At 46.2% G+C, this 19,498-nt stretch carries 23 protein-coding genes; 9 read left to right on the top strand and 14 right to left on the bottom strand.

Translation table 11 applies throughout. The annotated features are described in order from the left end of the window. Positions 1-567 carry a YceI family protein gene (locus OEY58_18160; GenBank protein MDH5327381.1) on the bottom strand — a complete coding sequence of 189 codons (567 nt, stop codon included), beginning with the start codon at positions 565-567 and terminating at the stop codon, positions 1-3. Between the two features lie 163 nt (positions 568-730). After that, positions 731-1,582: a hypothetical protein gene (locus OEY58_18165; GenBank protein ID MDH5327382.1), complete on the bottom strand. Its 852-nt coding sequence runs from the start codon at positions 1,580-1,582 to the stop codon at positions 731-733. 151 nt (positions 1,583-1,733) lie between these two features. Between OEY58_18165 and OEY58_18170 the strand changes: the two genes are divergently transcribed. Next, entirely contained in the window at positions 1,734-1,919 is a 186-nt protein-coding gene (locus tag OEY58_18170; GenBank protein MDH5327383.1) for a hypothetical protein, read from the top strand. An 82-nt stretch (positions 1,920-2,001) separates the two neighbouring features. Here OEY58_18170 and OEY58_18175 read toward each other — a convergent pair whose 3' ends face one another. Further along, a complete protein-coding gene (locus OEY58_18175; GenBank protein ID MDH5327384.1) occupies positions 2,002-2,568 on the bottom strand; it encodes a sel1 repeat family protein in 567 nt (188 codons plus the stop codon). Positions 2,569-3,120: 552 nt separating this feature from the next. On the opposite strand from OEY58_18175, the gene OEY58_18180 reads away from it, so the two are divergent. From OEY58_18180 to OEY58_18195, 4 genes are all read left to right on the top strand, one after another. Then, positions 3,121-5,484 carry a HEAT repeat domain-containing protein gene (locus tag OEY58_18180; GenBank protein ID MDH5327385.1) on the top strand — a complete coding sequence of 788 codons (2,364 nt, stop codon included), beginning with the start codon at positions 3,121-3,123 and terminating at the stop codon, positions 5,482-5,484. Beyond that, entirely contained in the window at positions 5,484-6,578 is a 1,095-nt protein-coding gene (locus OEY58_18185; GenBank protein MDH5327386.1) for a PilT/PilU family type 4a pilus ATPase, read from the top strand. Before OEY58_18180 ends, OEY58_18185 begins: the two co-directional genes overlap by 1 nt. A gap of 50 nt (positions 6,579-6,628) precedes the next feature. Next, complete coding sequence (locus tag OEY58_18190) at positions 6,629-7,723, top strand: type IV pilus twitching motility protein PilT (protein MDH5327387.1); 1,095 nt, start codon at positions 6,629-6,631, stop codon at positions 7,721-7,723. Between the two features lie 158 nt (positions 7,724-7,881). Then, entirely contained in the window at positions 7,882-8,562 is a 681-nt protein-coding gene (locus OEY58_18195; GenBank protein ID MDH5327388.1) for an FHA domain-containing protein, read from the top strand. A gap of 18 nt (positions 8,563-8,580) precedes the next feature. Here the strand turns inward: OEY58_18195 and OEY58_18200 are convergent, their stop codons facing one another. The 4 genes from OEY58_18200 to OEY58_18215 all read right to left on the bottom strand — a co-directional run bounded on the left by OEY58_18200 (position 8,581) and on the right by OEY58_18215 (position 10,872). Beyond that, entirely contained in the window at positions 8,581-8,991 is a 411-nt protein-coding gene (locus tag OEY58_18200; protein ID MDH5327389.1) for a secondary thiamine-phosphate synthase enzyme YjbQ, read from the bottom strand. A 98-nt stretch (positions 8,992-9,089) separates the two neighbouring features. After that, positions 9,090-9,386 carry a DUF503 domain-containing protein gene (locus tag OEY58_18205; GenBank protein ID MDH5327390.1) on the bottom strand — a complete coding sequence of 99 codons (297 nt, stop codon included), beginning with the start codon at positions 9,384-9,386 and terminating at the stop codon, positions 9,090-9,092. Next, a complete protein-coding gene (locus tag OEY58_18210; protein ID MDH5327391.1) occupies positions 9,386-10,573 on the bottom strand; it encodes an iron-containing alcohol dehydrogenase in 1,188 nt (395 codons plus the stop codon). Before OEY58_18210 ends, OEY58_18205 begins: the two co-directional genes overlap by 1 nt. Further along, positions 10,570-10,872, bottom strand: coding sequence for an antibiotic biosynthesis monooxygenase (locus tag OEY58_18215; GenBank protein ID MDH5327392.1), 303 nt, complete (start codon positions 10,870-10,872; stop codon positions 10,570-10,572). The genes OEY58_18210 and OEY58_18215 overlap by 4 nt, the downstream gene beginning before the upstream one ends. 140 nt (positions 10,873-11,012) lie before the next feature. On the opposite strand from OEY58_18215, the gene OEY58_18220 reads away from it, so the two are divergent. The 4 genes from OEY58_18220 to OEY58_18235 all read left to right on the top strand — a co-directional run bounded on the left by OEY58_18220 (position 11,013) and on the right by OEY58_18235 (position 14,916). Continuing rightward, positions 11,013-11,564 (top strand): DUF1776 domain-containing protein, encoded by a 552-nt coding sequence (locus OEY58_18220; protein MDH5327393.1) that lies wholly within the window; start codon positions 11,013-11,015, stop codon positions 11,562-11,564. Continuing rightward, positions 11,561-12,292: a hypothetical protein gene (locus OEY58_18225; protein MDH5327394.1), complete on the top strand. Its 732-nt coding sequence runs from the start codon at positions 11,561-11,563 to the stop codon at positions 12,290-12,292. Before OEY58_18220 ends, OEY58_18225 begins: the two co-directional genes overlap by 4 nt. A 150-nt stretch (positions 12,293-12,442) precedes the next feature. Continuing rightward, positions 12,443-12,775 carry a PilZ domain-containing protein gene (locus OEY58_18230; protein MDH5327395.1) on the top strand — a complete coding sequence of 111 codons (333 nt, stop codon included), beginning with the start codon at positions 12,443-12,445 and terminating at the stop codon, positions 12,773-12,775. 860 nt (positions 12,776-13,635) lie between these two features. Next, the gene (locus OEY58_18235; protein MDH5327396.1) at positions 13,636-14,916 is read left to right on the top strand and encodes a TIGR04013 family B12-binding domain/radical SAM domain-containing protein; all 1,281 of its coding nucleotides are present in this window, start codon (positions 13,636-13,638) and stop codon (positions 14,914-14,916) included. 3 nt (positions 14,917-14,919) lie between these two features. On the opposite strand, the gene OEY58_18240 is transcribed toward OEY58_18235, so the two are convergent. From OEY58_18240 to OEY58_18270, 7 genes are all read right to left on the bottom strand, one after another. Further along, positions 14,920-15,366, bottom strand: a complete 447-nt coding sequence (locus OEY58_18240) for a GIY-YIG nuclease family protein (protein ID MDH5327397.1) — start codon at positions 15,364-15,366, stop codon at positions 14,920-14,922. A gap of 9 nt (positions 15,367-15,375) precedes the next feature. Then, positions 15,376-15,831 (bottom strand): GNAT family N-acetyltransferase, encoded by a 456-nt coding sequence (locus tag OEY58_18245; GenBank protein MDH5327398.1) that lies wholly within the window; start codon positions 15,829-15,831, stop codon positions 15,376-15,378. Positions 15,832-15,856: 25 nt separating this feature from the next. After that, positions 15,857-16,528, bottom strand: coding sequence for a hypothetical protein (locus OEY58_18250; GenBank protein MDH5327399.1), 672 nt, complete (start codon positions 16,526-16,528; stop codon positions 15,857-15,859). Then, the gene (locus OEY58_18255; protein MDH5327400.1) at positions 16,525-17,451 is read right to left on the bottom strand and encodes an MlaD family protein; all 927 of its coding nucleotides are present in this window, start codon (positions 17,449-17,451) and stop codon (positions 16,525-16,527) included. Before OEY58_18255 ends, OEY58_18250 begins: the two co-directional genes overlap by 4 nt. Before the next feature lie 94 nt (positions 17,452-17,545). After that, positions 17,546-18,334, bottom strand: a complete 789-nt coding sequence (locus tag OEY58_18260) for an ATP-binding cassette domain-containing protein (protein ID MDH5327401.1) — start codon at positions 18,332-18,334, stop codon at positions 17,546-17,548. Between the two features lie 34 nt (positions 18,335-18,368). Beyond that, on the bottom strand, positions 18,369-19,157 hold the full coding sequence (locus OEY58_18265) for an ABC transporter permease (GenBank protein MDH5327402.1): 789 nt from the start codon (positions 19,155-19,157) through the stop codon (positions 18,369-18,371). A gap of 6 nt (positions 19,158-19,163) precedes the next feature. Further along, positions 19,164-19,496 (bottom strand): STAS domain-containing protein, encoded by a 333-nt coding sequence (locus tag OEY58_18270; protein MDH5327403.1) that lies wholly within the window; start codon positions 19,494-19,496, stop codon positions 19,164-19,166. Positions 19,497-19,498: the final 2 nt, after the last annotated feature.

A 19,498-nucleotide genomic window follows, 5' to 3' on the forward strand; every position in this document is an offset into this window, starting at 1 on the left:
TCAGTCCTTGCCGGCTTCCGCTTCAATGATCAGTGTCACGTCGTCACCAATGGCGGGTAAACCGTATTTCATACCAAAATCCGAACGCTTGAAAGATCCTGTAGCATCAAAGCCACAAACGTCTTTTTTGGAAAAAGGATGGACGCCACAGTTAATGCTTTTCACGTTCAGAGTTATCGGTTTGGTAATTCCCATCAATGTAAGATTCCCTTTAACCACTGCGCTGTTGTCTTTTTTAATGTTCACTTTGGTGGACTTAAAGGTCATTTTAGGAAACTCCGCCACATTAAAAAAATCCGGCGAACGTAGATGTTTATCGCGTTTGGCATGCCCCGTATCAATGGAGTTTACGTCCACTTCAATTTCCACGGAACCGGTACCCTTGGCTCTATCCATGGTCAGTTTTCCTGAAGACACGTTAAACCGCCCCAGCATGGTAGAAAAACCCAGATGACTTATCTTGAAATGTGGATATGTATGCGCGGGATCGATCGTGTAGCCGGCCGAAAATGCATTCGCGCTGACCATAGCCAATAACAAACCCAACACAGTGGACAATCTAACCATATGGAACATCTCCTTTTGAAAGCAAATTTATCGAACGCACTTTAAACACCAGGTAAAAATATTATTTCAATACCTGCCTTGTCATATCAGCCAAACCGCAATTCTTTGCTCAGCCATAGCTCTTTGCTTAACCATAGCACTTTGCTTAACCATAGCACTTTGCTTAACCATAGTAAGCAGACTCTTGACTAGCCTGCAACAACAAATAAATTACAACAGCTCCAACCGGTATCAAGGCCAGCAGTCCGTGTAACAGAAGAGTTATCCATACGGATAAATTTGGCGCCAGGGGAATATAGGCCATCAACGGTATCAATGCAATGAATGCCAAACTGGACAGAGGCAAACTGGCATATACTGTCGCTGCTGCGGCCAATATCGCCGGAACCATGACTGCCGGTAAATATAGGCCAGTCGGCAAATCGGCGCCAGTTTTTTTCAATAAATAAAACAATAACCAAACACCGACCACCACACTGAACGGTGTGGCCAACTGTCCGTACAAAGCACTGGCCCCCAATAAACACACCAAAGAAACACCTATACCCAAAGCCACCGGGTTAATCGTTGCTGTGACGGTTACCTTTCTGTGTCTCAAAAGCTCCTGCGCCGACACCTGCCAAGCGACAAACAGGAACAGCACGCCATGATGCCATTGCAGAGACCGCAGTAATAAGGGCCACAACACCCAGGTCAAAGCAATGAGTGCTATTAAAACAGTCAAACCAAAACGAACAGTTGGATTGTTTTTCTGTATTGTTTCCCGCCACGTTTGGATCCAGTCCCACAAAACACCCAAGATGGCGAATATTCCTGCCGAGATAATGATTTTGCGGGTTGAGGTCAAGGGTAACCATTGCATTCCGTTCACAAAGTAAACGGTTATGCCAAAAGCCAGCAAACCCGCCAAGCCGGCCCAGATGGGCCTGTGCCTGAAACCAAAAACCCAAGCCAAGGCCAACACCATTGGCAACACTGCCGACTGTACCGCTGGATTTGCCAACAAATTATCCACATGTCACCTGCAAGAAACGTTTTACTTAACCACTCAAATAACGATTTAGATCAATAAATGGGCATCTACAGCCACAACTCCGGCATTACGGTTGCTCACCGGATCAGCTTTGCATTACAATACTGGTCGCAAAATAACCTTGGGGACCACATTGGCCAGTAAACCGCAAACCATTGAACAACGGACCGGTAACGAGCGGCGTGCGGGTAATTGTGGGCATCCCTACCCTTATGTAGATACCCACGGCTTCCTGGTGACGGAAGACCGTCGAAAAACCATCCGGCGCGACCCGCAATCCAGATCGACCAAAAAATCACAACCCGCCCCATCCCGCTAAGGGCTTTTCACCCGCTAAGGGCTCGCTAAAAGCTTTTCATCCGCTATGGCCAGCCCCCAGATATTCGCCCATTGAAGCTTTATTAATACCTGGAACGCCGAGACTTTCTGCTGGAATCGGAGCGAGAGTTTTCTGTGTCGGCAGTGTTGGGTTTAGCTTCCTGTGTTTGCGGCGTCATGTGGGTTATTGCGGCTAAAGGCCCACCCGCCAGTTGTAAAGCTTGTTGTCTGGCTGCACTTTCCATGGTGGTATTAAGTACTTTTAACGGCTGCGCGGCTTTGGCATAACCATTATCCAGTGCCACGGCAAACCAGGCATAAGCCACAATTTCGTTCTTTGGTACCCCATGGCCATTAATGTATTTCACTCCCATGTAGTACTGAGCCTCCGGATAACTCCTAACCGCAGCCTGGCGGTACCACAAAATCGCCTTCTTATAGCTTTTCGCCCCACCTTGACCCTTATCGAGCATTTGCGCAAACTTGACCTGCGCTTTGACATCACCCTCTTGAGCCAGTTGTTCAAACATTGCTCTCGCCTTGAGGTAGTTTCCTTCCTGATAAGCAGCGCTGGCCGTTTCAAAATCTCCGGCAGAGGCAACGGTGGTTAACAAAAACAGAAATAATCCAAACACACGATATGATTGCATAATAAGACTTTTTATCTAGAATTAATATAACAGCGAGACTTGATATACCATAATTTAAAATCATAGTTTCGCACACACAGCCAGATAAGTCACCAACTAAGCCCGCAAACGGGAAACTCATGGTTAGCAACAATAAAAACAGTATAATATCTGGAAAAACCAACAGATTGAAAAAATCCAATCGTAAAAGTATCGTATCTATTCCTGATAGGATTATAATGACCATATTGGTTAAAATTAGTACAATTATTGGGTAGCCTGGGGAAACTGGATTGGGCTTTACCTGGAAGTCGGCAAGGATAGAGAACGACTGGCAAACAAAAACCTCCAAAGAGATATCTCTTTTGAGTCCACCGGGGCGTTCTGTATAAACCATTCTGACTTCTACCGTTTCCAATAGGGAATGGAAAGAAACCGTCTTTGCCTGTTTGCCCGCAAAACGGTAAAAGCCCTTAGCGGGTAAAAGCCCTTGCCGGACAAAACCCGGCGGGAAGAATGTAAATGCAACCGCAGAAAACGCAGCGATTGAATACGATGAACGTAACCTAGACCATGAGCCTGATCTCCAGTTATAAAGTCAATAAAGCTATCAACACCCTGGTGGAAGAAACCAATGCGTCTGGTGAAAAATATAAGAAAGCCTTGCAGATTTTACGCAATGCCCAAACAGAAATCGTTATCCCGAAACTGATCGAAGCCACCGTTTTAGCCAAGAACCAGCCTCTATTGGAATCGCTATTACAAAACATGCTTAAGCCCCGAACCTTAGAACTCTATGTTCCGGCTTTGTCCCATCCCGACCCGCGTATCGTTCACTGCATTACCCAAATATTGTCTCTCGGTGAAAACTATGACCCGAATCAACTATTCCATCTCTTCGAAGACTCCAGCGTTTCATTATCCGCCTTGGCGGAAATACTGGATTCCCACAGCAGTAAATTAGACACCACGCAACTGGTGCGTAAGTTGGATAAAGCAACCAGTTCACAGCGCCCAATACTGTATAAATTAATCAGTAAGAACTTAACCCTGGATGTCCTACCCACATTAATTTCCCGCACCAATTGCCAAGAACCGATGGTACGGGCATTTTTGGCTAAGACTATAGCCACGTTTCACACGCAGGAATCACGCAATACTCTGGTACAAATGCTCAATGATCCGGTGAAAACCGTACGCGAAGCCGCACTCAAAAGTTTGGCCAAGTTAAAATCCTTCGACACCACAGAAGTGATTTGTCAAATGCTGACAGACCCGGATCTGACTGTGCAAGCCACCGCCATTGACACACTGGTGCAGATAAACGCACCGGATACGGTGCAATACCTAATTGATGTACTTCGGGATGACTCCGAATATGTACGCCGGGCGGCAGTGGAAGTGCTGAATGAAGTGGGCAACCAAAATGCGATCAAAGATTTGTTGAATGCTCTACGTGACGCCGATTGGTGGGTAAAAGTACGTGCTGCAGACGCTTTGGGCTCCATTGGCGGCCCCAAAGTATTTTCCGCCGTACTGGAGTTAATAAAAGAACCGGACGAGTTTCTACGCCGTACAGCAGTGGAAATACTCAATAACAGCAAAGACATTCGAGCTTTTGATCGCCTGGTGGAAGCGCTGGACGACGATGATTGGTGGGTACGAGAACGTGCGGTGGACGCCCTTGCCGCCATGGGAGACAAGCGAGCCGTGGCACCGTTGTTGCGCATGATGGAAGCGATGCCTGAAGCCGGTCATATCGTGGTCAAAGCCTTGGCTAAAATCGGTGACCGCCGTGTCATCGGTTCTGTCATCAAACAATTGAAACACGGCAATGACCATACCCAAAAGGAAGCCTTGAAAGCACTGGGTACTCTGACCGACAGAGCGCATGTGGTGGACGTTCAAGATGCAATTACCGAAATCATAGCGGCGGAAGACCCGGAGATTCGCACGCTGGCAAACAGCACCATTCTAACCCTGGCGGAACGCTTCGGTCTGCAACAAGGGACCAAAGAAAGCTTACTTATCGATTTCGAAAAGAAAACCACGGACGAAGTCAAGATCAAAACGTCACGCCCCCCCCTTATCGACGCCGCCCTGTTAAAAGCCGGTGATGTTTTTTCCGATCGTTATCGGGTCATTAAACAAGTGGGCAAAGGGGCATTTGGTGTGGTGGTACTGGTAGAGGACACCATTGTATGCGATCAATTCATTTTGAAATTTCTCAATCCCCACGTTGCCAGCGATGAACATGTGATTAAGCGTTTTACCCATGAGTTGCGCTATTCACGGAAAATCACTCATCCCAATGTGATTCGGATCTACGATTTCGTCACTCACGAAAAGAACTACGCCATATCTATGGAATATTTTCCCAGCCACTCCCTCACCTATGAAGTTAACCGTGGCATTATCAGCGAACAACAAAGAATACTGAATATTTTAAAACAAATTTGCCTGGGAATGGCGGCTGCTCAAAAGGTCAATGTCGTGCACAGAGATCTAAAACCGGGGAATATCCTTATCAACAAAAATGATCAAGTTAAAATTGTTGATTTTGGCCTTGCCGCTGCCGCCAGTAAGGCGGAAGGACGCTTGACCAAAACCGGCATTTTAGTGGGAACACCCAGTTACATGGCGCCTGAACAAGTCCGCAGCAAAAACATAGACTCCCGTACGGACATTTATTCCCTGGGGATTATTATGTACGAACTGTTAACCGGTAAACCACCCTACACCGGTGAAGACTCAATGAGTATTATGTTCCAACATGTGGAAGGCAACCCGGTGCCCCCTAGAGACCAGAACCCGGAAATTTCTCACGCTTTGGAAAGAATAATTTTAAAATCTCTCGCCGCCGAACCGGAGGCGCGGTATCAATCCTTTGATGCATTGTACAGCGAGTTAGAAGAACAGGTATTGGAGGAAGCCTGATGGCCAGAGTGGACGCGTTTTTAAAATTGGGAAGAAATCAAGGCTGTTCGGATATACATTTGACCATCGATTCTCCACCATTAGTGCGTCGTAATGGTGAACTCCAAGTCGTCAAGTACCGTGAGCTCAGTGGCGAAGAACTGGAAAATCTGATTTTTGAAATTCTCTCTGATGATCAGCTAAAAGAATTTCAGGATGGCCACGATTTAGACTTTTCCTATGCCAGTGATGACGCAGGACGCTTTCGAGTCAGTATTTTCAAAAAGGTTGGTGGTATCGGCGCCGCATTTCGTGTCATACCGGATAAAACCCCTCTACTTTCCAATCTGGGTTTACCTCAAGTAGTACATAATTTTCTCAATGAGCACCAGGGCCTCATTTTGGTCACCGGATCCACCGGTACGGGCAAGTCGACTACACTGGCCGCTATGATCAATGAGATGAACAACAGACGTCGTCTCAATATTATTACCTTGGAAGATCCCATTGAGCACGTACACGAGAGTAAAATGTCTCTCGTGGTGCAACGGGAAATCGGCACCCATGTGGATAATTATACTGAAGGTTTACGTGCCGCCTTACGCGAGGACCCTGATGTCATTCTCATAGGTGAGTTGCGCGAACCGGAAACCATTCTCATGGCCATGACTGCCGCAGAAACCGGGCATCTGGTCCTGGGTACCTTGCATACAACTTCAGCCTCCAAGTCCATCGACCGCATCATTGATGCTATGCCCACAGAGCTAAAACAACAGGCCGCCAATTTTCTTGCGCAACATTTACGTGGCGTTATCAGCCAGAAATTACTAAAGACGACGGATGGACACAATCGCAAAGCCATCACTGAGATTTTCATTAATACGCCCGCTATATCCAATTTGATAGCCGGCGGTAAAGTATTCCAAATCCCGGCTATGATACAAACCGGAAAGGAAAAAGGCATGCAACTGATGGATCAGGCCCTGATGGAAGCTGTCGTAAAAAAACAAATTGATCCCGATGATGCCTATATTCATGCAGTGGATAAACAACAATTTCAACGCTTTGTCACCAACTCTGATTTGTTGCCACAGACAAACGCGGCACTGAGTTGAACGTAGCATTTGATACAAATGGTTAAACCTAAACGGAGTCTACGGATATCATGAACCGAGTGGATACCTTCCTGGAGCTTTTAATCAAGCAAAACGGTTCGGACCTGCACTTGATCGCCGGAAACGTGCCCCGAATGAGGATTTTTGGCGATATCCATCCGATTAAATATCGTCAGCTCAGCCCGTCGGAGACCCAAGAGCTGCTGTTCAATACCATGACTGAGCGTCACATTCAGTTATTAAAAAAAAGGGGTAATGTGGACTATTCCTACACTCCAACGGGAAACACTCGGTTTCGCGTCAATGTGTTTAAACACAACGACGGATTAGGGGGTGTGTTCCGAGCTATCCCCATGGAAATTCCTCAACTGGAACAATTGCATTTACCCCCGGTGGTAAAAGCACTGGCTCAACAAGCCAAAGGACTCATCCTCACCACCGGTCCAACAGGCTCGGGAAAGTCCACAACGATGGCCGCCATGATCGATTATATTAACAGCAATAAAAATGGTCACATAATAACCATTGAAGATCCCGTGGAGTTTGTCCATAAAAATAAAAAATGCTTGGTGAGCCAGCGTGAAGTGGGCGAACACACCCGCAGCTTTGTGGATGCGCTGCATTGTTCTTTACGGGAAGATCCCAATGTCATCCTGGTGGGTGAGATGCGTGACCAGGAAACTATTGGTCTCGCCATTACCGCCGCAGAATTGGGAATTTTGGTGTTAGGAACCTTGCACACCAATGGTGCAGCAGCTGCTATTGATCGCATCATAAACGCATTTAATCCGGGCGAAGAACCCTATATCCGTACCATGTTGTCCACCTCCCTACGCGGTATAATATCTCAACAATTGATCAAAACAGCGGACGGTAAAGGCCGGGTGGCGGCTGCTGAAGTGTTGATTAATAATTCGGCAACTGCAAACCTGATCCGGGAGGGGAAAACAGAACAGCTGGAGAATGTCATCCAAAGCGGATCCGTCCAGGGCATGCAAACCCTGGACCGAAACCTGCGCAGATTATTGGACAGTAAACAAATTTCCGGTAATGACGCCTACAAGTTAGCAAGAAACAAAAAAATGTTCGAACAATATCGAAGCACGAATGAAGCCATGGAAGCGGAATCTTCTGTTTTTCAGTAAGTCCACTACTGTTATACTATGATCTCGGAAACGACGACTGGAGATTTGGACAGGCACTTTTTGTAAAAAAGTGAGTCCAACGACAACGGGGATTTACCAAAATCCGACAGGGGTACAATAAGCTCTGGCAAAATATAGCTAATACAGGCTTTTAAATTATGGCAAGCAAACTCATTCTCACATTAGACGGGGAAATCATTAAGGAATACGTGATTGATAAAGAGTCCATTACGATCGGTCGCAAGCACGAAAATGATATTCAGCTGAACGACCTGACAGTGAGCGGGCGCCATGCGCTGATTATTAATAGCACCGAAAACACTATTGTCGAAGACCTGGGCAGCACCAATGGCACCTTGGTTAATGGTAACCATATTGTTCAGGCTGTGTTACAACACGGTAATGTCATTCAAGTGGGACACCACCTTTTCACTTTCATGAATGACGAAAAAGCCGCCTATGAACCCACCATGTTTGTGAAAGCGGAAATTGATGAAACCCAAATAGTATTACCGGATTGGGATATGAACCAAGAAGCCGTGAATATGAGAGGCCAACCGTTGGGAGGCTTACGAAAAGTTCACGATCCTCTGGGTAATGGCGGTATAGAGATGCGTAAGCGTTTCAGTACCATCGGCTATCAAGGCAAGAAATTGGCTCAGATTACCCGCGGAGATAAAGGGTACACCATTTCGGGATTAGACCATTCAGAAAACCGACGGATCAGTGATATGCCCTTAATCAACGGCCACAAGCTCAGCAACGAAGCCAGACCGCTTAGCGAGAAAGACGTGATTAGCATTGCCGGAATAGAAATGGAATTTTACTACATAGAATAGCCGCTCTCCTCCACTGCCCTATCCGCTGACCGTAACGGTAATCCTGCGCCGATGGGGCTGGATCCGGTGCTCCCAAAGATAAACCCCCTGCCAAGTTCCCAAACTGCAACGCCCTTGTTTCACCGGTATTGTTAAGCCCGTACCACTTAATACGGTTCGAACGTGAGCAGGCATATCGTCAGGCCCTTCATCCACATGCTCGAACAAGCTATCTCCATCCGGCACCAGTCTTTGCATAAATGCTTCCATATCCCGACGTACCGTGGGATCAGCATTTTCACACAACATGAGCGAAGCACTGGTATGATGTACGAACACATGGCACAGTCCGGTGGAGATGCCTGACTGCAACACTACCGCCTGTACCTCCCGAGTAATGTCGTAAGTCCCTCTGCCGCGGGTGTGAAGTGAAAGTTCCTCTTGTATCATGAGTTTAATCTCTTAACTTGCCTGCCATAGTTTTCGTGCCATAGTTTTCGCGCCATAGTTTTCGCGCCATAGTTTTCGGCCTCACATAAACCGCGATTCTAAATTAGAGTACTGTCCACACGGATTAACTCCACGTCCTTACAGTCCCGTAAAAAGTTTTCAATCGTATGCGCCTGTTTTTGTAAAACTTGAGTATCACTACTGATCATTGCCAGGCCTAAGGAGCAACGTTGCCATGAATCCTGAAAGGCAATTTCGGCAACGGAAGCATTATAATTTTTTCGCAGGCGATCAATCACGCTTTTTACAACTTGTCGCTTACCCTTTAAAGAGTGACAGGATTCCAAATACATCTCGATGGATAGTTCCATGATGTAGGCCTTAGAACTCGCCATTACAAACAACTCAAAATCAGGGCCCCGATTTCCTCATCCGTCAATTCGATGGGGTTGGTCTTCATACTACTGCCTCTTGCGTTTTTCACTAAATCATCAACATCGGTGCCGCTTACACCATATTGCCCCAACCCCGGTAACCCTAATTGCACTTTCCAGTCCTGTAAACATTGCATCAGTGCTTCCCAGGCTGCTTCTTTGCTGGAAAAACGCTTGCCACACAAAACTTCTGCCGCATGTGCATATTTACTTAATGCATCATTGTTGGGTTCACGTTGTAACATGGCTTGAATATTTACGCGGGTCGCTTCCGCTACCAAAGTGCCGCAAACCACCCCATGCGGGATAGGAAAAAAAGCCCCCAGCGGTGACGCCAAACCATGAACAGACCCCAAGCCCACTTGAGCCAAAGTGATTCCGGAAAGCATAGAGGCATATGCCATGTGGGTCTGTGCCTCAATATGGGCGTGCCCCGCGGCAAACCAAGGAATCAAACCCTGTCGCACCGACAACATACCACTCAGCGCCAGAGCATCGGTAAAAGGGTTGGCTTTAATCGATACATAGGACTCTAATAGCTGGGTCAAAGCGTCCATACCATTGGCAGCTATTACACCGGCAGGGCACGTACTCAGTAAATCCGGATCCAGTAAGACCTGCTGCGCCATCAGTTTTTCATCGCGAAAGGACTTTTTAAAACCGTTTTTCCCCGCCACACTCAAAACCGCATTCTTGGTCATTTCACTGCCCGTTCCTGCGGTGGTTGGTAAAGCAATAAAAGGTACGGCAGGCCCCGGATAAGGTATTTCCGGACCCACCCCTTCCAAAAAATCCATAACCGAATGGTTTAAACGCAATAGGCCGGCAATGGCTTTGGCGGCGTCCAGTGCACTACCACCGCCAATACCCAACACAACATCGATTTCATCAAACTTGAACTGCTGAACTGCGGAATCAACCAATTGGGGTGATGGTTCCCCCATAACTTGAAAATGTTTCATTGACAATGACGATTGAGCTGCAAGCTCTTGTAATTTTGACCAATTTTTCGATTCTTGAAAAGATCGACCGCCGGTGACCAGCAACACCCGCTGACCATACCGTTGTACCACGGTCGCGGTTTTTTGAAAAACCCCACAACCAAAATCCAGGCCGGGTAAATGGCTGGTGGAAAATGTTGGGATCATTGCGGTATTTCCGGATAAAGGCCTGTATAGCTCACACCCTTTCTCGGCGCTGCCATCCAATCCGCCACTGTCTCACGCCAACGTAAATAATGTGGCGTGTCTTTATGTGCTGCCGCGGCCGCTTTGCTCGCATAAGCCTCATAGAGCACAAACTGGTGCGGCGCTTCACTGGACTGCAAAATATCAAAACGCACATTTCCGGGCTCTTTAATGGACGCTTCATGATTTAATTTGCAGGCCTGCTGAAAATCATCGATATGCCCTTGCTTGACTTCAACATAGACTAAGGTTATGTACACGCTTTTCCTCCTTTGAATGTACAAGGTCTGGAATTTGCCGTTTGAAAATGTGGCATTAATCGTAAAAGCATATAAAATATGGATTTCGTATCACAATACCACTAGAAAGCGGTTTTGTATTTTTTTGCAGCGAGAGATGTATGAAAACTAACCCATCCGCCAAAGAAATGGTTCAAATAGACCTGCTTCGCAGAAGCTCAGGTGGAGACGCCGTTTCTTTTAAGAAGTTATATGATTTTTCATCCCCGCAAGTGTACAACTACCTAAGTAATATGCTGCAAGTTCGCACTGTCATTGACGCAGCATTCATAGAAACCTATCAAAATGTATGGAAAAATGCAAAAAACTACCGCCCAACCCTAAAAGTTTCTATTTGGATATTGGGTATCGCCCGCTCCATAGCAAAACAAAAAATGGAACATCCCGACGTCAAGGAATTGATCTCCCAACATAAGAACTCAGAATATAACAACACCATTACGGACACTATTGACCAGGAAACCTGGCAACGGGAAGCGCTTCGCAACCTCGACCCCTACCACCGAGAAATTCTAGGGCTCATATTGATGCCACACACCACATATCCTGATATTGCCAAACTACTCAATCTGCCCTTGCAACAGGTCAAAACCGATGTATTTACCGCCAAACTGGCCTACAAAAAAAACTTGGTATTGGATAGCACTAAATGAAAGTGAGCAAATTACAGGAACTGGTTCCTCTATATATTAACGGCGCCATGTCGGAAAACGACCGTCGGGTCTTTGGTCAGGCTTTAAAGCAAAACTCGGTTTTGAAGCAAGAATATATGGAATTTTACGAGTTGGACTCTATCATCGGCCATACCGAATCCGTGGACCTAAAACAGTTAGAACAACTGTTCAAAACCCTGGATCTGAATAAATCCGCCCCCGCTGCTCCAAAAATAAAACCGGAACCGCAAAAGGAACCGGAACAACCGATAAAACCGGCAATTCCATTAACGGAAAGCCAAGAGATTCGACGTGTAGAAAGAGATTTGCAAAATTACGATGACGACTATCGACCGGAGAAGTTTTCAAAAGAGTATTTTCTTTATGTTTTCTCCTCTCCTAAAGTCGCCTGGGCCATTATTGGACTGCAATTTGTACTTTTGAGCCTATTGGCCGTTTTTAGGTTCCCCCATAGTTTACCCGACAGCGCAGAGGGCAATAACGTCGAAGTGATGAATGTGGTATTCGCGGATACTGCGACACAGAAAGACATTCGTGAATTATTGGTGGATATGAAGGCTCAAATTGCCAATGGCCCAACCGATATTGGTTTGTACACCATTTATATTCGTAATAATGCCCGTCAGACGGAATTGATGATAGACCGCCTGAAAAAATCCAAGCTCATTCTTTTGGCAGAACCTGCCTTTGCAGGAAAACCTCGATAACATCTCTCGACACCGAGTTAACACCCACCCAACCATTATGACTATTACTTTGGAAGCACAATAAGCTTTTTGAGTATTACCATTTTTCACACTCTCAACTAAAATATATAGATGTTATAATTACTTGCATCCATCAGAGCCACAGACGCAATGAACGACAAAGAAAAAGATAAACGTTGGTTCCCCCGCATTGACACAGAATGCCCGGTTATCTATGCCCTGGGCAGTTCAAAGAAATGGCATGTAGCCACATTAATGAATTTTTCCGCTACCGGAATCAAGATGAAATGCAAAGAACCGTTGCTGAAAAACATCAACATCACCATTATGCTGAAACCCGGACAAAACCGATTGGTACCCGAATTTCTTGCCAAAGGTATAATTATCCGCTGCAATATGAAAACCGAGGGTGAATATGAAGTCTCCTGCAAACTGATCGAGGTAAAACCTAAATCCAAAGCCAGTGGCGAGGAAAACCGTTAAAACCCCGCACCCGCCTTACTCACCGGTTTGTGCTGCGTCGAGCAAGACAAGCCGAATTCACTCTCCCCCATTACAGCTGCGCACTCGCAAACCATACAAAAATATCTCCTTGCCGAGCCTTGTCCCCCTCCGTATCCAAAACTATTTACCGAATCTAAAACTTTCAACTCAATCTTTTACTTTGGTATATAGTTTTTTACCTTTTGGTAATCAAGGACGCTGGTCTGATCTGTGTTTTTCAAATTTTCTTAACAATCCACCAATGTAAGTCCATTAGACAATTAAACACGTTCAAAAAATCAAACGAGCATCTTCATTCATATAGAAAGCAGCGTTACCCGACTAAGTTTGGAAGTTACCGCTAGTAATCCCAATGATGAGATAAAGCGAAACGATGCGTTATTGAAACAAACAGGGTAACAAGCAGTGGAATAGTGAGTGAAACCATGATTGAAACGACAATGGTTACCATTAAAAAGGAATAATAGTGATGTGTATTGAACTAATTTTGCATTTTAACTTGACGTAAGTTTTATTTTTACTAAAATGCACTACAACTACATTAGTAAATGTGTACTTGTAGTTATTGTCATTGCAATGATGAAACTTAAAATAGAGCGGCGATTTTTGATTTTGCCTTCTTTGTCGCCCTCTATTTTTTTCTTCTCCTTACCAGCCCTTTGATATTTCCTTTCTCGCTTTAACCTTCAGGACCAGTCCTTTAAAACCCGTTACCCTTCATGTTTAAACTATACAGCAACAGACTCTTATCAATTCGCGCGATACCACTTATAATGCTTTACCATGTCAGCATTTATTAATGGTTTCGTTTTATAATCATAAAGTTACAACCAACAATCATGACCACCAAACTAACGACACCTGACTCTGTACTGTTGGTATTTTATTACCGCAAAACCGCTCGATACGCGTTTAATGTACTCACCGCAGCTTTGGAAAAGAAAGGTTTACTAAAGCAAATCACCCTTGCCTTTCCTCCCAACAAAGAAAAATTATTGGATATCATCAATAACAATGGCGCCAAATTTAAAAAAATTGTTGTTGCCTGGTCTTTTTACTCACCCGATTTCGAAACTATTAAACAAGAATTACAATTTATCCACTCCCATACCACTTCAAATCACGTTATTCACTTAGCTGGGGGTGTTCATGCAACCGCTGTTCCCCTGGAAGTCTTGGCAACAGGTTTCAATTTTGTTGCGGTAGGTGAAGGCGAGCAGACTATTTGTGAGTTTATGAACGCCATGCTGTGTGACAAGCCCGTAAACACGCTACAAGGCATTAATAGTTTCGATAGAGGTGGTAAATACATACAAAATAAAAAAGGCGCAGTGGTGGATTTGGATGCGTTTCCTGCATGCCCAACAGGATTACGAAAATTTGGACCCATAGAAATTACTCGAGGATGTATCTATGCGTGCCGTTTCTGCCAAACGCCTCATATTAACAAAGCCCGATTCCGGCACCGCAGCATAGAACGGATCATAGAAACCGTAAAAATTATGGTGCAAGCCGGTCTGCGTGACTATCGGTTTATTACCCCCACAGCTTTATCCTATGGATCCAGCGATGAATCTGTGAATTTTAAAGCCCTGGAACAACTGCTGCAAACGGTTCGAGCGGAAATTGGCCCACAACGGCGTTTGTTTTATGGAACTTTTCCTTCCGAGGTACGACCGGAACATGTCACAGAGAGGGTACTAGCCCTATTAAAGCAATATGTAGACAATGACAATTTAATCATCGGTGCACAATCGGGATCACAATCGGTTTTGGATCTGTGCCGCCGAGGCCACAGTGTAGAGTCTATCCTGGATGCGGTTACACTCTGTGTGAAATACAATTTTAAACCCAATGTGGATCTTATCTTCGGATTGCCGGGGGAAACCGCAGCAGATGTTAACGCCACGCTGGAATTAGCTCGAAATTTGATAGACATGGGGGCCAGAATACACAATCACACCTTTATGCCACTACCCGGCACACCGTTTCGCAGCAGTGCGGCCGGTTCACTGACACCACAAACTCAAAAGAAGCTGCTGGAAATCACCGCGCAGGGACAAGCCTACGGCAATTGGGAAAAGCAAATGCGTATCGCAAAACAATTGGCTGATAAATAGATTTTACGGAATCTCTGCTAACCGCCAACAACTTACCCATCCATCTGCCATTTGCCGTTCAAATAATGCAAAGGGGGGCTCCTGCTCCGAATGAAAAAGATGGCTGTAGGAGCGTGAATCCGAGGAACCGAATCCGGCATGAGGAGAACGATAACCTAGCTGCTCCAATAGCCGCACCCACCGATCCTCCAACCGCAATGGGTTTTCACACCACCAAATTTCCACCATCTCACATTCTTTTCGCAGATAATCAATATGCCAATGCGGATTTTTACTTTGACCAAGATGGTGTTTCAAGCGCGCTTTTAATCCTCCCGGACCAAAAGCGCTACCTACATAAAGATAGTAACCTTTGTTAAAGGTAAGCAATCCCAGGGCACCCACCGCGATTTTGATTGATGAATCACAACGAAGGACCAGAACATAACTGCCTTCTCCGGAACCGGGCACAGTCAAACCCTAATCTCCCTTCCGACGTGGTCGCTGTAAAGATTTACACATTTCGTAGTGTTGAATTTCACCGAAGAGAACATGCGACTTTTTTACCAGAAGGTACTGTTGCTGCTGATAGAATCCTAGGGCTTTTTCCCGGGCATGCAGCAATATCTGCTCTGCACCCTGCTCTAGCGCATGGTGTTCCAGCAGGCTTAAGATCTGCCTGCCAATTCCCTGGCCTTGATATGCGGGCAAAACAGCCATGTAGCGAATCTGCCATTCAGTTTCATTGATCGCATGAATCCGTCCCACGCCGATTGCTGAAGATTGCTGTTGTGCCAGCACATGACAGGCCAATGACTCCAATTCATCTTCGGCACTCTGCAGCGGCAGCCCCCAGGGCTTGCGCAGCATTTCCCAACGCAGCCTCAAGTAAGCCGGGTAGCTTGAATCCTTGGGAGAGATAAATAAGTAATTCACCTTAAGTCAGAGCCGGATACATGGTTCAAAGCTTTGCGGTCGCTCCCTGTTGCGACGTAATTAAGCTGATTAGAAATCGTTGATAAATACCCACTAGGGCTTTGGAGTACGCGTGCACAGTGGCATGCATAGACTCACCCTCTACGCCTATTCTTTCCTCATAGGTTTCAATCAAAGGAGCAAAATGGGGTTCAGCCCCTGCTTCAGACTGGAATTCCAGCTCCAAACGCACTACCACCTCGGGATGACCTGCCCCCACAACACGCTCAAAACCCAACAAGCGCCCCGTCAGACTGTATTGAAACCGTTTTCCCTCGGAATATCGACCCACATGCAGGGCGACTCCGGTTGTCTGTAAATATTGCACCATATGATCCTGAATCAAGTAAACCGGATCGTTAATCCAGTGGCGATAATAGTAACGTCTAATCTCCAAAGGTGTGGAACTGTCGGCGTACAATAAGGAACGTTCCCGGTAAATACCGCTCATATCCAAAGGATGTACAGCCAGTTTACCTTGAAGTACCAGCGCCGCATAGTTCCCTGCGATGCGATCCGCTCCGTTAACCACTTTGTTATCCGCTCTTACTACCGGCAAGCGATAATAATAGTCTTCCGGTACGGAACCGGCTGACATACACCCCGGTAAACCCATCACAATACAACTTAGCAGAAACATTACTGCCCATCGTCTCATCGATGCGCCTCCGCTTGGTCTGACGGAGAACTGCCACCCAATAATAGCCCCGGATTTTGACGAATCTGGCGACTGAACTCATTAATATTGCGACTTGAGGTATCCAAATTGTAAACCACGGAATCTACGGTTTTGGCGATACTGGTCACGATTTTTTTCAAGTTCTGCACAGACTTCCTTAAATCTTCCTGGTTTTCACTAACGGTACCGGCTGATTTGTCCAGCAACAAGTCCAGTTTTTGCGCACTCACCCCCAGCGACACGGACAATTCTCTTAACTGAGCACTGGCGCGGTCGGCATTCGTTAATATATTGGAAAAATGTTTTTGGTTCGTTTCACTTAAGGTCCGCGCCAAGGTATCGGCAGTTTTGTTCAACGTGGATAACAGCATATCGGTTTTTTTTACCAAGCGCGGAACTCCCCCATCCAATTCACTACCCACACTATCCAAACGTCGTGAGATTCTTTCTACGCTATAGCTGAAGTTTTGCAACATGGGTCGTATGCCATTTTCCGAAAGATCTTTAATTTCCAAAGCCACATCGTCCATAGCATCAAACAAACCACTGCTCTTACGCGTTGCTAACATCTCCCCAGGTTGCAATACTTCACTATCGACACCTTCGACAATGTTTATGGTTTTTTCAGATAACAATCCGGGTGAAAATATGGACGCAACGCTGTCTTTTGGAATTTGCCAATCGGAATTAACAATCAAGTCCAGCTTAAATGCCGTTTTTCCGGATACTCGTAACGGCGACACTTCGGCGACCTGCCCAATCACGTAGCCCCCATAAGTGACCGCTGTTCCGACCCCCACACCGGCCACGTCTGAATAAACTGCGGAGTAAGACCGGGTATCCATACTTCGACCCGACACCAAATACAGTGCCAGCAGCAACACTGCCATCGTACAGACCATAAACCCGCCTACGGCCAAATAATTAATATTGTCCCTTTTCACTGCTCGGTCACTCTCCGTGTTTCCTGGTCCGCTATTCGGTTTCCCGCACAAGTTAGCGGGTCAAACGGTGTATGTAATCTGCTGCATCAACATTCTCATTCGCAGGGGTTCGGGTCAGTAAAGCCTGAACCCGTTCATCAGGACACCGCTTTACCTCCTCTACCGTTCCGCTACAAAGAATTACACCTCTATCCAAGACGGTGATTCTATCCGCTATTTTAAAGGCACTGTCCAATTCATGGGTAACCACGATAATGGTCATTTTCATGGCGTCACGTAATTTTAAAATCAAATCATCCAATTCGGCCGCAACCACCGGATCCAAACCGGCAGAGGGTTCATCAAAGAACAGCAATTTTGGGTCCATTATGATGGCCCGCGCCAAGGCGACTCTCTTAACCATACCGCCTGATAGCTGTGCCGGTAACAAATGCTCGTGTCCCGCCATGTTTACCACTTCCAGTTTCATACGTGCCATAATTTGCATGGTCTTTCGATCCAGATTGGTGTGTTCTCGCAAGGGCAATTCCACATTGTCCGCTACCGTCATGGAACCAAATAGAGCCCCACCTTGAAATGCCACACCCATTTGTTTGCGCAAAGCCATCATCCCTACCGCATCGAGTTTCGTAATATCTTCACCCAATAACATGATGGCTCCCGTAACCGGGGTATTCAGTCCCAACAAGTGGCGCAATAAGGTACTCTTACCGGAGCCGCTACCGCCCATAATCACCATGACTTCACCTGTATTTACCGTCATATTGATATTGCTCAATATTTTTCGATCACCGTAGTAGGCATCCAGATGGCTGATTTGCACAGCGGCGGTCGGGGTCATTGTTGGGGTACAAGTCACGGTATAGCGTTTCAATTTAGTGGTTTAGTAAATAAGTAAACATCATGTCCGCCAAGATAATACAACTGATGGACATGACCACCGCACGCGTGGTGACCCGGCCTATGCCCTCTGCCCCGCCGCGAGCCTGAAAACCATTGCTCAATGAAACCACCGCAATCAGGAACGCAAATACGGTGCTTTTTACTAATCCTTGGAACAGATCATCCGCACTCATAATATCCAGAGTGCGTAGCGCATAAGCATATAGGCTCATATGGAGTTCCAGTGAAGTGAACACGGCTCCGCCTAACAACCCCATGAGATCACCCAGCACAGTCAACAATGGCAACATAATCAACATGGCCAGGAAAATAGGTGCTGCCAAAAACCGCACCGGATTGATTCCCATAACCCTTAAGGCATCAATCTCTTGAGACTCCATCATACTGCCAACACGTGCGGCAATAGCCGAACCGGAACGTCCCGCAACCAAGATGCCTACTATCAAAGGGGAAAACTCCCGAGTTACCGACAATGTTATGCCCAATATGACCTGAGACTCGGCCCCAAACACCTTTAGTGTTTCAATCCCTTGAATTGCCAACATAACACCCACGGCGAAACACAACAAAGAGGCAATCAATATAGCATTCACGCCAATCTGCATGGCTTCGACCACCACCGTGTCCATGCGAACACTTTGTTTTTGCAGCTTTCCCAACAACAGCCAGTACATAATTTCTGCGCTCAATGCCACTCCGTAACCGAACTCCTGCAACGCATCTATACTGCGTTGCCCCATAAGCATCAGTGCTTGCTTCATTGCATCCTATCCCTTGGCAGCTGCCGCCTGGTCCGCGGTATCATAAATATCAAACACTTTATCCAAACGCGCTAACTGCAATACCTGCAAGGCCGCGTCACTAACCCCCACTAAGGCAAAAGCGCCTTGGTGTTGATTGGCGACTTGATACGCTTCAACAAGACTCGCCACCCCTGAACTGTCGATGTAGTCCACGGCTGACAAATCCACCAATACGCGTTTGGTGTTTTTTAACAATGCCAATAAGTCCTGCCTGGCTTTAGGAGAATATTGCAAATCCACATCTCCACTGAGATAGAGAATGGAATAGGAACCCAAGGTATTTACCTTATATTGCATTG

Source organism: Gammaproteobacteria bacterium (genome assembly GCA_029882975.1).
Lineage (GTDB): Bacteria > Pseudomonadota > Gammaproteobacteria > SZUA-152 > SZUA-152 > JAJDNG01.